Genomic DNA, 14121 nt, shown 5'->3' with positions numbered 1-14121 from the left:
TTCAATGGAACATTTCAATTGATTTTTGCCGTTGTCATTGAACCTTATTTATTTCGGAAGGAAAACCAATTTTGTCGAAGTCTTGATGATTTCTTTCTTGTTCAATTTCATTTTTCGGAACTTGCCTGAATTATACATTTCTGCCTGATCATTGTAATGTTTACTAAAAGGATTCCCTGATTGCCCGGTCGGCAATATACTTATACTGTTTTCTACATCCGAAAAATCGACAACTCTTCGGGTAGAAGGCCCCGCTTTTACACTATAATTTCCGCTGTGGGTAAAATCAAACATCAAATTGTTGATTACTTCGTTTGAACCCGGAACTTCAAAAGGACCAACATTAAAAAGCCCTCTCAAAGCGGCAACTTGCCCCATAGGATGTTTATGCTCCAGCGAATGAACCTTGTTCCAAGTCCATAAACTCAAGTTTTTTCCCAGTTGAATTTCGAGTGCCGTTATAGTTTCATGAAAAGATTTATTCAGAATTTCAGACCTAGATTCTTTTTTGTTTTTTGTTGCCACATTATCCCACCAAATCGAACTTTCATTTTTGCTTTGCGGTTCAATAATTTGCTTAATAACATGAGTGCTTAAAAGCATTGTGAAATCCGTTTCTCCCAGCTCGTCTTCAAAAGTGTTTTTTAAATAATTGTTAATCCATTTATTGTAAATAGTTGGCGCCAAATCTTTTAAATCATTCGTCCCATTCCATTTTTTAAGGATTGCTATTGCTTGTTTTTCATTATTTGAAAGCGTTTTTTGCTCTATTACCGAAACCAAATTACCCACAATATTTGTTGCAATCTCAGAAGTATTGTCATTCATCATTTGACCAACTTCTTCTTTAGTCCAATTGCTTTTTGGCTCCAGCAAATCCGAGATTCTTTTGGCTCTATCTCTCGGCAAATAATATCCTGGATACGAATAACCGTCAACCGCTTCGGGCTGGTTATTGGAAGAATAAAGGTAATTCCAACTTGGATTAATGGCGTGCGGATTCTTGGAAAAATCAAAAAATTCTTTTTTGTCATCAATGCCGTTCGTGCCATTTAAAATAAAATTTGGATTGACAGATTTGTCCAATTTATACAACTTCCCAGAAGTATTCCAGGCGATATTTCCTTTGGCATCACCGTACATTACATTCAACCCCGGTGCGGCAATCAAAGAAACTCCTTTTCGAAAATCATCCAAATTTTTGGAATGCGAAAGCGAATAAACCGCTTCGAGCAAATGGTTGGGCTGTTGGGTATAAATCCAAGACATGGCAAAGGGTTTCTTGCCCTTGATTCCGTCCAACAACTCATTCATTACAGGGCCGTGTTGGGTTTCTCTTACTACCAAAACCACATCTGTAGAATCTTTAACTTTAATGATTTTCTTTCTGATTTTATAATCCTTGAATCCATTAATGGTTTTATATTGTTTTTTATTATTTGGATTATCCTCTTCCTGAAACATATCGAGGTCGTCATTTTCGAACATCGTCAATCCATAAGCATACTCGCGATTGTGCCCCAAAAGCGGAAATGGAGTTCCCGCCAAATAATAGCCGTAAATTTCGTAATCAGGAACCACAATATGGGCTTCATACCAAGTACAAGGTTGCGAAAAACCAATATGTGGATCATTGGCAAAAATAACTTTTCCGTTCTTGGTTTTCTGCGGTGCAATAACCCAACTGTTGCTGCCGATAAAAGCTGGAACTGGCGAATTGTCAAGTAAACTGGTCACTGCTTTGGATATTTTGGCATATTCTATGGCTTTACCATCAAAATTCTTGATTTGTGTAGTTCCCAACGAACCATCCAAACCAAAATCTTTCAAATATTCCGCACCCAATTTATCTCGAATATCGGTCATCAATGGATCTGTTTTCTGGGCCATTGCAAAACTGAATGACATGTAACCGAAGATATTATAGACGTCTTTCAACGTGAATTTGTCTTTCTTGAGTCCCAATAATTGAAACTCGATGGGTGTTTTTCCTTCTTCAACATATTGATTTATCCCGTCAATATAGGCCAAAGCGAGTTGACAGGCTTCAGATTTCTTGTCCAATTTTAAAATTGTTTCCTCCGAATTCTCATTGATGCCCAATCCTGCAAAAAACATGTCGGTCTTTAACGCTTTCGAACCGAATATTTCCGATAATCTTCCGGGAGCGATTCGGCGCATTAACTCCATTTGCCACAAACGATCTTGTGCATGCACATAGCCCAAAGTTGTCATTGCGTCTCTCTGGGAATTGGCATAAATGTGTGGAACGCCAAAATCATCAAAATAGACGGTGATTTCTTTTTGCAGGTTTTTTAGTTTTAGCTTCCCTTCATAAGTTGGTTTCGAATAAAAATAATACCCAACCAATGCCAATACCAGAATGACCACCAAGGATAAAATAGCAAGAAGAATCTTTTTGAATGTTTCCATTTGAGTCATTTAATTTATAGCAATCTAAATTTAGCAAAATTTTGGAGTTTAGCGCAATTCCCTTCAATCTATTTTATTTTAGCAAAATTTCAGCAAAAAACATTCGTTAGATCGCAAAAAAAATCTCGCCATTGCTGACGAGATTTAAAATCCTTACCCCAACACTCTCCAAATAAGAGGGAGGAGAAATATATTTTTTAGATGATTAACATCGCATCACCGTAAGAATAAAATTTATATCCTTCCTTGATGGCTTCATCATATGCTTTCTTCATCAAATCGTGTCCACAGAAAGCTGAAATCATCATCAACAAAGTTGATTTTGGCGTATGAAAATTGGTAATCATGCAAGTCGCCACGCTGAAATCGTGTGGAGGAAAAATAAATTTATTCGTCCAACCGTCAAAAGGGTTCAAGGTTCTTTGTGAAGAAACCGAGCTTTCTATGGCACGCATGGAAGTTGTTCCCACTGCACAAATGCGTTTTCTTTTCGCTTTTGCATCATTGACAGTATCACAGGCTTCCTGGGTAATTTTCAACTCTTCGGAATCCATTTTGTGTTTTGACAAATCTTCAACCTCAACTGGATTAAAAGTCCCCAAACCTACGTGAAGTGTAACTTCGGCAAATTTAACTCCCTTGATTTCCAGTTTTTTCAACAAATGTTTAGAGAAATGCAAACCGGCAGTTGGTGCCGCAACCGCTCCTTCTTCTTTGGCATAAATTGTTTGGTAACGATCCGCATCTTCTGGAGTTACGTCTCTGTTGATGTATTTAGGAATTGGAGTTTCTCCCAATTCAGTCAATTTATTTCTAAATTCTTCGTAAGAACCGTCATATAGGAAACGTAAAGTTCTTCCGCGAGAGGTTGTATTGTCAATAACTTCGGCCACCAATGAATCGTCATCTCCAAAATACAATTTGTTTCCAATACGGATTTTACGCGCTGGATCGACCAATACATCCCAAAGTCTTTGTTCTGCATTTAATTCTCTAAGCAAGAAAACTTCGATTCTGGCTCCTGTTTTTTCTTTGTTTCCGTACAAACGAGCCGGGAAAACTTTGGTATTATTCAAAATCAAGACGTCGCCTTCATCAAAATAATCGATAACATCTTTGAATGTTTTGTGTTCTATAGTTTGTTTTTTGCGATCAATAACCATTAAACGCGCTTCATCCCTGTTTTCGGCTGGATATTCTGCAAGAAGTTCTTTTGGCAAGTTGAATTGAAAATGTGATAATTTCATTTGAAAAAGTTATGAGTTATGAATCATAAATTATGAATTTTGAAGTCATAATTTTAAATCGTGTGCAAATATACGATTGTGAGATAGGCGTTGTCAAGTGTTTCGCGGTTTATTTTCAAAAGACCAATGCCACAAAGGCGCGAAGGCACAAGGAGTTATTTAATTGATTTCTATTGTTTGGAAGCCCAAACCAGCCAAATCAACCCAAAAATCGGGATAGGATTTCGAAACCACTTCGGCATTTTCGATGATTATTGGCACTTTTAAAGCTAAAGGGGCGAATGCCATTGCCATTCGATGGTCGTTGTAAGTGGCAATTTTCACGTTCGAATTAATTTCTTTTGAAGCCAAAAGAGTCAGACTATCATTTGTTACCGAAATATTGGCGCCAAGTTTCGTCAATTCAATTCGAAGTGCTTCCAGCCTGTCGGTTTCTTTAATTTTCAAGGTGTGAAGTCCGGTCAAATGACAACCAATTCCCAACCCAAGACAAGTTACCACAATAGTTTGGGCAATATCTGGGGTGTTGTTGAGATCCAAGTTTAAAGTTTCAAATTTAAAGTTGGGTTGTTTGACCAAAGTGATTTTGTTTTCTTCAAAGCGCGTTTCCACTCCCATTTTGGCGTAGATTTCGACCAAAGCCGAATCGCCCTGCAAACTGGTTTTCTTGTAACTGCTCAATGCAATGGAAGCTTCATTGGCCAAAGCCGCCAAACTGAAAAAGTAAGATGCCGAACTCCAATCGGATTCTACTGTCATTACTTTCGATTCAACTTCTTGCTTTGGATGTACTTTTATTACATTGCCTTCGAAACTGGTTTGAATATTCAAATCATTCAGCAATGCCAAAGTCATTTTGATGTAAGGAACAGAGGTGATTTCGCCCACCAAAGTCAATTCGATACCATTTTGAAGTTTTGGAGCAATTAGCAACAATGCCGAAATGTATTGACTGCTTACATTGGCAGGAATGCTAACTTTGTTGTTCGTGATTTTTTGTCCTTTGATTCGAATGGGTGGATAGCCTTCCTCATTTTCATAGGAAATTTGCGCTCCCAATTGTTGCAAAGCTTCAACCAAAACTTTTATTGGTCGCTCTTTCATTCTAGGCGATCCCGTCAAGACTACTTCACGACCTTCATTTACGGCAAAATAAGCTGTCAAAAAACGCATCGCCGTTCCTGCATGATGAATATCAACTATTTCGTCATTCCCTTTCAAGGCTTTTTGCATCACTTCGCTGTCATCGGAATTGGAAGTATTGGCCAAAGTAATATTTGGAAACAAAGCCTGCAACAACAACAGTCTATTGGTTTCACTCTTCGAGCCGGTTATTGAGATTGCAGATTGCAGATTATGGATTGCAGATTGTAGCAGTAAATTCATTTTAGCTTGGTTGATTGGTAATTGGCGGCAAATTTATTTTAAAAAAAGGATGTACCAAAGCTTTCCCCTGACTTATCACATTATTTTAATTTCTCGTTGTTTTTGTGGCGGTCTTTATCCCGTACCGATTTCAAGTCCATTTTCTTGTCGAAAGCGGCTTGCAAATCGATTCCGGTTTGGTTGGCCAAGCACAAAACCACGAAAACCACGTCGGCCAATTCTTCGCCAAGGTCTTTGTTTTTGTCGCTTTCCTTTTCGGATTGTTCGCCATAACGACGGGCAATAATTCGGGCTACTTCGCCTACTTCTTCTGTAAGTTGTGCCATATTGGTCAATTCGTTGAAGTAGCGAACGCCGTGTTCCTTGATCCAGGTATCAACGGCTAGTTGGGAGTTTTTTAGGTTCATTGTTTTAGTTTTAAAAACACATTTTTAGGAATTTTTCAAAACTACAAATTTGTTTTAAAAAAAGAATCATCCTTATATCTTCTTTAAAACGATTTTCTCGTTTTCCTTGTCGATCATTTGTTGGTAGAAATCTTTTAGAACAGGGTAAAAATCCGCTTGAACAATAGAGGTATTTATGTCTTTTGTAATTACAATCTGGATGCTGTTTCCTGAATTTGCTATCATATATTTAAAAGCACCTACATTTTCTCCTGTGGCAATATTTAAGGATTGCGGAATTGACTCCACGATAAATCCCTCTGGAATATTGATGTTGATATTGTATTTTTCTTGTGTTGGATAACCAAAATCAACTGGGTATTCCCTGATTTCTTGCTTGAAAGGATTCTCCTTGGACACCAAATACAACATTGGAGAGAGATATATTTTATCATTGATAACCTCTATGTCTTTCGTGTCCTTAAATGCAAAGATTTCAATAATAGGTTTCGACAAATCCAGGTCGTTTTCCCTAACATAATCACTAATCTCGATGTTATTGTAGTTGGTTTCCAATTTTTCCAAATAACTATCATTATTGGTTGCCAAATATTCTTTTCTAAACCCTAATGCTTCGTGATTGGTAAGTTGCTTTCTTAATTTCCCTTCTGCCGAACCATCACTTTTCAAAATAACGCTCATATTTATGGCCTCTTTCGACTGTGTTTTTGGCATTAAATCCACTTCGGTTGAAGTTCCGTCTTTACGAATTAATCTCCCTATCCAGTTCAAATCTCGCAATGGCAAAATATTGGGAGCCGAATATTTTTCGGTAGCATCCAACAATATCAATCCTTCAGGAGTTTCTACAGCAGCTATTACGTAATTAAACGCATTTCTGCTTGGAAAAAAGGTAATTCCATTATCACGAGTGCTTACCAAGACCGGATTTGCATCCAGTCCTGCATAACGTAACATTGCGGTGAGCATCAAATTGATTTCGGCTGTATTTCCAGTCTTGTCTTTATAGGCTTTTTTAACGCCGTCATTACATGAATAACCTTTGTAATTATTCCATTTTACAGTAGTTTTCACATAATCAAATATTGCAGAAATGCGTTCGTTTTGAATGGTTTTCCCTGCTAACAAAGCTTTGATGTCTGGTTCAAAATAACCTGTTTTATTCAATTCTGGACCAAAATCATCATAATTGTAAATTGTTTTAACCACAGATTCCCAATTGGTCGAATAATATTTTATAGGTGTATTGGGAAAATTTGTCATAGCTAATTCGTGAGAAATACTCGAAATATAATTATCTATATTATTGACATAAGCTTCTTCTTTCATCGCTGGTAAATCCTTGGCTAAATAAGTAGTTTGTGTTTCGATATAATCAATTTTATCCTGAGAAAAAGTAGTCTGAACTGCTGAGAAACCTTGTCCTCCAGATCTTTCCTTGTTATTCATAACAATATTATTACTGTTCTTCAAAACAGTTGTTTTAAGCAACACATTCCCTTTTTGATTGCTTTTATATTTATAATACTCTGGAATACTGGTTGTAAATTCCGAATAATTTACCGGAATACTGGTTTGAAAATACCAATCTCTTATATAACCTGTTAAACTTGTTCTGATCGTATAATCAAATTCAATAACCGATCCTTCTTTAACATTGGGCATTGTTATTTTCTTTTCCTCCCAATATTTATTAACTTTTTCCACAAATTCGCCGTCACTTTTCAATTTTGTTTTTTCTATTTTCCCATCAACTAAATTATAAGTAACGGCTTCCTTGAATAAAACATTTTCATTTAAATCTTTATCCAAATAATATCCAACCTCTTGAGTTGCCCATTCATAACCTTCTTTTTTGTATATTTTGATTCGTGTTTTAACTTCAGTAACAACCTGAAAACCATAGTTTTCAGAATATTCAAATTTTACTTCTCCTTTTTTAAACAATATTGCAGCAACTGCCGAAGGATCTTTTGGATGTTCTTTTTCCTCCAATTCTGCAACGGAAACTTTTCCGAGTCTGAAATCTTGGGCATTGGTAGTTGAATAAAAAAATGCGAAAAATACAATAATCGCCAGTAGGTTAGTTTTCATTGGTTCTTGGTTATTTTGTTAAAATTATTTTGGCATTGTCATTTTTGGAAATTTGTTCCATAAAAAGACGGTATTCGTCATATTCCGTATTTTTATACAATCCTTTTTTGATGAAAATCGAACGTTTGTAAATGATGTTGTTGTTGTCTTTTTTTATGAATTCGGTTTTGTATTCACCGAATTTAGTATTCGATTCAAAATTCTGAGGCAATGATTCTATCGCAAAACCAGCTGGCAAACTGATCGAAATTTCATCCGTATCATAATAGCCTCGTTGAATTTCAAAAGGAGTTTTTCGGTTTCTAACTCGTTTGACACTTCCTGTGTATTGATTGTAAGCATTAACAACAAAAATCATTTTTCCATTGGAAATTTTTCCGAAGTTATCGGCAGAAATATCTATATTTTCTGTAAAACTCACTTTTTCTTTATCAATAGAAAACACGCTTTTATTTATCTTTAAATTACTGATATTGTCCCAAAATTCTTTGTAGTAGGCTTCTTTTTCTGTGGGTTGCATTTTCTCGACGCGAACTTTTTTGCCGTATTGCGAACCTTCTGAAACCATTGCAATTGCTCCTGACAGACTTCCTGTTTCGTCCAAAGAGTACTTTCCGGTATTGATTTGGGAATTGTCTTTGTTCTCGTATTTTTGGGTTCTAATGATTTCCCCTCCGTCTGGTTTAATGATTAAAACATTTCTGTCATCGGTAAAATTTGCTTGATACCCAAAAGGGACGTCTTGACTTGTACATTCCAAAAACACGTACTTATCCCCGTTTGGAATTGATAATATCATATGATTTCCTTGCATTGAGACAAAGTCTGATTGAATATCGTGTTTGTTCCTATCACCATATAAAAGAGTATTATAGGAAGGAACATCAACAGCATTTAAAAGGGCTCTTGTATAATTTGACAAAGCTTTACAGTCGCCATAACCCAAACGATCTACATCATTGGCAAGCATAGGTTTCCACCCACCAATTCCTACTTGAATACTCACATATCTTGATTTTTCCTGTAAATATTTATATACTATTGCTGCTTTTTTGATAGGATCTTTTTCGTTACCTACAAGATTTTTTATTTTTGTTTTGGTTTCCTCGGACAATTCGGCGGTGCCTGTCAAAATTTTATCAGAATACCACTGCCCGTATTCTTTCCAACTTTTGGCATTGCCATCAACGCCTTCAAGATGAAAAAGTTCTAAACCCATCATAACTTTTGGAAAAATAGAATAAGCTGGACTATAATCCTCTTGTTTTAGAGCAAGAATATTGGTGGCCACATAAGAAAGTTTTGTAGAAGAGTCAACCGCCTTATTGATTTTGAAATTGGAAAAATTGAATTCCATTTTCTTGAAACCTAAATTATCAGGATAGCTTACATTTAAAATACTTTTTTCAACACTCAAGTGATAGTCGTTTAACGGATACCATTGCGGAATAAAAGCCGTTGTAGAAGTTTCGATTTCGCTTTCATAAATTATAGTAAATGGATATTGCGTAGGTGTGTAATCTAAAAAAACATACCTGCTGTCCGAGAAGACCGTTCCCCCATCAGTGGCACATTGATCTCTAAAGTCTTTTCTTTTTAATTTCTTAATTTCATTTCCAAAGGCGTCAAAAACGGTTGCTTGAATATTCTCTACAGTTGTTTTCTTGTTGTAATGTTCATAGGCATCGATAGCTTCTTGTCCTTTTTCATTAAGGACTGTAACCACTCTTTTCTCTTTGATATTCATGTCTCGCTGGGAAGAAATTACAATATCAATTTGATCCAAACGCACTACTGCATTGGAATTTTGTTTTAAACTATCGGAAATAAGCAGTGTGGAATATTCTGTTTTTTGAGCAAAAACCGTGGAAACAAACAAAAAAGCAATCAATAAAGAAGCAAGAAATTTCATGAAAAATGTTTTATCAAATTTATGAAATTTTTCTTAAGATTAATCCTAATTTAATATTTATTTTTTATTGTACATACTTATTGATCCAAGTCTACTATTTAGGTAACTGAATTTTAATAACTGTAGGCAAATATTAGCTGTTTGTACGAACCAATTCCATTATCACATCATAAAGCTCTTCCGTCTCGAAAGGCTTGGACAAATACTTGTCTATCCCCACGGAAGAACAAGCTTCGATGACAGAACCGGTGACGACTGCTGTTAGTGCCACAATGGGAATATTTTTTTTCGACTTGTCCTCCATATTTCGGATAATCGAACTAGCTTCATATCCATCCATTTTTGGCATCATTATATCCATCAAAATTATGTCAAAATTTTCGCGTTTTACGGCCTCGACTGCCAAGTGTCCATTGTCCACAATTACACAGTCAAAATTAAATTTTGAAAGTAGTTTTTGGATCAAAATTTGATTAATGCGATTGTCTTCGGCCAAAAGCACTTTTATTCTTCGGCCAGCAGGAACAGGAATAGAAGATTTATCTTTATTTTCAATCGATTTTAAATCAACCGAACTGGATTTTCCTTTCGCAAAAGGCAAGTTTACTATAAATTTTGTACCGCGATCCAGTTTGCTTTTTACCTGAATTTCGCCCTTCATGATAGTGATGATTTTCTTGATAATCGTCAGTCCCAATCCTGTACCACCATATTTTCTGGCAGTATCATTGCTCACTTGGATGAATGGATCAAAAATAGTGTCTATCTTGTCCGAAGGGATTCCGATCCCCGAATCTTTTACTGTCACTTTTATATTATAGAAGCCTTCCTCTTCTTTATCGAACTTGATTTTTAATCTAATTTTCCCTTTTACAGGGGTAAATTTAACGGCATTACTAATCAAGTTAAATAATATTTGGGAAACTCGAATAGAGTCACCATTCAATATTTTGGGAACTTTTTTATCGATTGAAATTTTAAAATCGATCTCTTTTATCTGTATCTTGCTCGAAAAAGTGTCATAAATAAGCTGGATGAGTTTTGACAGATTGAAGGGTTTTTCATAGAGTGTAATTTGTCCCGATTCAATTTTTGCCAAATCCAAAATATCGTTGATAATCACAAGTAGAATATCTCCCGATATTTTTATGTAGTCTAATTGTTTTTTACTCTCGTCGTCTAAAGAAGAATTCTCTAATAATAAATCGGTAAAACCCAAAATACCGTTGAGTGGCGTGCGAATTTCATGACTCATACTCGACAAGAATTCATCTCTTGCTAGGGCTAATTGCTCAGAACGTTCCTTTTCCTCGATTAATTTTTTATTAATGGTTTCCAATAAATTTTTAGAAACCATAACCGCCTTTAACTCTTCGATGTAGGTGTTAAATCCCATACAGAAAACATCCAATTCATCTTGAGCATCCGAAATTGGCAAATAATTAAAAAAATCTCCCGCATAACAATTGGAAATATGTTCAATTATAATGTTGGTTCTTTTCTTTTTAGATTCAATTTTTTCAGCCAAAAACAGCAATTCTTTATGAACATCCTCCAAACTATTTCCATTTGTAAGTTGTTCCTGAAACTCATCTTCATTGATGGAACGAACCAAAACTAATATTTCTTCTAGTTTAGTCATGTAATTTCTCCTTTAGTATTTCATTTAATCTAACCTATTTACATCTTTTAAAAAAAAATGTAAAAATTAACCTTGCTCATTTTTCGCCTTTATTTCATTGAGCCATTCCACTGCTTTTTCCTTGTTTGTAAATGCTTGAAACGGAATTTTTGATTTTTTTAATTTCAGAAATGCATTGAATAAAAATTTTTGAGTATGAGAATTTATAACCAAGGCACATGCAAATAAAAAATCTTGACCATGAATATCTGCATAATCCCTGCATTCTTTTGAGAAACCGTTTGCCTCTTTAACATCATAACACCAATACTGGTTGACATTATTCGAAATAGCATGTCTGGTTTCTATTAATTTTTTTATGATATCCAAATCAAAATTTACCTCACGCTTGAATTTACTGCACAAAATCCCATCGACAACCCAAAACCGGATAAATTCATTCTCTAATTCCGTCATATATTATCCCTTTTTCATATTCGACATTGACTCTATTAACTCCATGTTAAAAGTATCGTCTACCTTAATAAAAGCATGTAAAGAAATGGTATTTGCTCCATATTTTTGCTTTTCATAATCAGCAGAATATCCTAAAAACACTTTTTCTTTATTTAAATAATTGGCTCTTTTTACCAATTGAAAAATGGCTTGTTTATAAAGATTCATTGACTCGACATACTCATAATTTAATCCCATAATCAATGGCGAATAATGCTTGTCGCCCCTGAATGACCACACGCAGCAGATGGTCTCATCCCCTCCTTTTAATCTAATGTCCATAAATTCCCAATCTTCATATTTAGACAGTATCTGGGTTATCTTTGCCGGATATTTAAAATAATTAACTGCATGATTGTCTTTCTTTACATTTTGAAATAAATTATAATAATGTTCCGCTTCTTGACTAGTTATTGTGTTTTTAAACGTAATATCGAATTGATCTTCGTATTTCAAAACATATCTTTCAATATTCCTTTTATTATTTTTTGAGGGAATCTGACTGATAAATTCTTCGTTTGTATTCCAGCTTTGAATTGGAATTATATTGACATTTGGCATGTTTATTTTGACAAAGCCTTCGTTTTCAAAATGTTCAATATATTTAAAATCAGGTTGAAAATCTCTCAAAAGAACCACTGTCGAATCAGTGGCTTTTTTTAATTTTTCGACCTCAATAAAAAACACACGCAAAGCTTCATTCATCAAAAGATGATTTTCATTAGCAAACAAATGTTTCCCTTCCGTGAACAACGAACCCATGGCCAATGTCTTTGAACACAAATAATAAGGATCCTGCTCTCTTTGTTTTTCAATTTGCATGGAAATATTTTCCAAGGACAACATATCGTCTTTATAAAGCGCACTCGTGAAAAATGTGGCCAGTAGTATTTCATTCTTTTCATCTTGGATGATGACATAATGAAATCCCCAATTTTCTTCTACTTTATCATTGTTAGAAAATATTTCTTCTATGCAACGCAAACCATTATGGGAATAACTACCATTATCCTTAAACAGATTATCCCATCTTGCAACGTCTATTTCGTCGATACTGTTGTATATTTCTACTATAACTTTCTCTGACGCTACTGATTTTATACTTTTTTCACCTTTAAAAGGAACATTGAAGGTTTTATAAATTTTCTCTAAATCTTCCTTTTCTTCATCAACCGCAACATAGAAATTTCGGCCTATCGAATCAACTAATTGATCAATATGATCCTTAGTATTGTGTCTCGTAAGCGTGAATCGCAATCCTGTTTTATCATTTGGCACAACTGGAAACGTCGCCGTATTCACGTACAATCCATCAGCCAAAACACGCTGAACCAGATTTTGGGCTACCTTCACCGAACCGGTGCCAATAAAATAAATTGGCGTTTCGTTTGAAGAGGTGTTGGTCAAATTAAGTTCTTCCAATTTCACGTTCAAATACGCCATCGAATCCTTCAACTCCTTTTGATAGACATAAATCTTGTCTGAAAGCAAAAGCTCTGCCGATCCAATGGCCGCGCCAACATTGGCCGGAGACAAAGGATGCGTATAGGCAAGAATTCCTCCATAAATATTGACTTTTCGGTGCATTTCGGCATCATTAAAAACGGCAATTCCTCCGATACATCCAAAACCTTTGGCCAAAGTACTCATCAAAATAACCCTTTCACTATGCTTGAAGTGTTCAAATACACTTCCACAACCATTTGTGCCTGTCCATCCCACACCGTGGGCATCATCAAAATACAAATGAAGTTTTGGGTATTTTTCCAATAAAAAAAGAAGCTCTTTTTTATGGGGTAAATCACCGTACATCGAATACACTCCATCGGCCATATACCAAATTTTGTCGTATTGATTATACCCTCTTTTGATAAATTCTTCCAACATTTCCATATTGTTATGACGAATCATTTTTACCATAGTACCCTGCAATTTTGCAAATTGACAAGGATATTGCACGCTATAATGTACTTGTTGGTCTAAAATAATCAGATCATTAGGCTGCATGATAGTCCCCACCACGGATTGATGGGCAACCGATGTCGAAGTAAATGTTATCACAGGATGATTGTCAAAAATTTTACTGATTAAATTTTCTAATTCATCTTGATAGGATGCTTTGACATAGGTTCGTGAAATGGAGAAATGGGAACCATATCTGTTGAGCAACTCATGACTTTTGTCCAAAATATGAGGATGCTTTTCCAATCCTAGATAACCACAGGTACCAAAATTGATTAATTTCTTGTCATTTATTTTTAAAAATTCTCCGTTAAATTCTTCTTCCTGAGAAGAAAGATGCATTACTTTCTTTTTTTTCGCAGTTGTAGCCACATGATCAATTACATCATATGCACTAGCGTGTTTTATCTTTGCCAAAATTTCAAGTTTAAGTTAATAGATTTGGGAATCCTTACTTCAAATGTAAAAAATAAAACACAATTTAAAAATTTGACCGAACTATCAAAACGAAAAACAACTGAAAACCAACAAGATAACGATTTA

The 14121-nt window shown here is 35.2% G+C and carries 9 protein-coding genes; all 9 read right to left on the bottom strand.

Annotated features, from left to right (window positions below; genetic code table 11):
- Positions 1-48: 48 nt before the first annotated feature.
- The 9 genes from OZP13_RS18190 to OZP13_RS18150 all read right to left on the bottom strand — a co-directional run bounded on the left by OZP13_RS18190 (position 49) and on the right by OZP13_RS18150 (position 13995).
- Positions 49-2433, bottom strand: coding sequence for a penicillin acylase family protein (locus OZP13_RS18190; RefSeq protein WP_281298141.1), 2385 nt, complete (start codon positions 2431-2433; stop codon positions 49-51).
- A gap of 197 nt (positions 2434-2630) precedes the next feature.
- The gene (queA, locus tag OZP13_RS18185) at positions 2631-3680 is read right to left on the bottom strand and encodes a tRNA preQ1(34) S-adenosylmethionine ribosyltransferase-isomerase QueA (protein ID WP_269241551.1); all 1050 of its coding nucleotides are present in this window, start codon (positions 3678-3680) and stop codon (positions 2631-2633) included.
- A 159-nt stretch (positions 3681-3839) separates the two neighbouring features.
- A complete protein-coding gene (aroA, locus tag OZP13_RS18180) occupies positions 3840-5066 on the bottom strand; it encodes a 3-phosphoshikimate 1-carboxyvinyltransferase (RefSeq protein WP_269241550.1) in 1227 nt (408 codons plus the stop codon).
- Between the two features lie 80 nt (positions 5067-5146).
- Positions 5147-5473, bottom strand: coding sequence for a nucleotide pyrophosphohydrolase (locus OZP13_RS18175; protein WP_269241549.1), 327 nt, complete (start codon positions 5471-5473; stop codon positions 5147-5149).
- 72 nt (positions 5474-5545) lie between these two features.
- On the bottom strand, positions 5546-7567 hold the full coding sequence (locus tag OZP13_RS18170; protein WP_281298140.1) for a DUF3858 domain-containing protein: 2022 nt from the start codon (positions 7565-7567) through the stop codon (positions 5546-5548).
- Between the two features lie 10 nt (positions 7568-7577).
- On the bottom strand, positions 7578-9479 hold the full coding sequence (locus OZP13_RS18165) for a DUF3858 domain-containing protein (protein WP_281298139.1): 1902 nt from the start codon (positions 9477-9479) through the stop codon (positions 7578-7580).
- Positions 9480-9612: 133 nt separating this feature from the next.
- On the bottom strand, positions 9613-11121 hold the full coding sequence (locus tag OZP13_RS18160; protein ID WP_281298138.1) for an ATP-binding protein: 1509 nt from the start codon (positions 11119-11121) through the stop codon (positions 9613-9615).
- A gap of 66 nt (positions 11122-11187) precedes the next feature.
- Positions 11188-11577 (bottom strand): DUF7793 family protein, encoded by a 390-nt coding sequence (locus OZP13_RS18155; protein ID WP_281298137.1) that lies wholly within the window; start codon positions 11575-11577, stop codon positions 11188-11190.
- Positions 11578-11580: 3 nt separating this feature from the next.
- Positions 11581-13995, bottom strand: coding sequence for an aminotransferase class I/II-fold pyridoxal phosphate-dependent enzyme (locus OZP13_RS18150; RefSeq protein ID WP_281298136.1), 2415 nt, complete (start codon positions 13993-13995; stop codon positions 11581-11583).
- Positions 13996-14121: the final 126 nt, after the last annotated feature.

Origin of the sequence: Flavobacterium limnophilum, assembly GCF_027111315.2 — a bacterium.
In the GTDB taxonomy this organism is placed as follows: domain Bacteria; phylum Bacteroidota; class Bacteroidia; order Flavobacteriales; family Flavobacteriaceae; genus Flavobacterium; species Flavobacterium limnophilum.
Note: the sequence above shows the minus strand (reverse complement) of the source record. Positions and strands in the feature narration are given on the sequence as shown.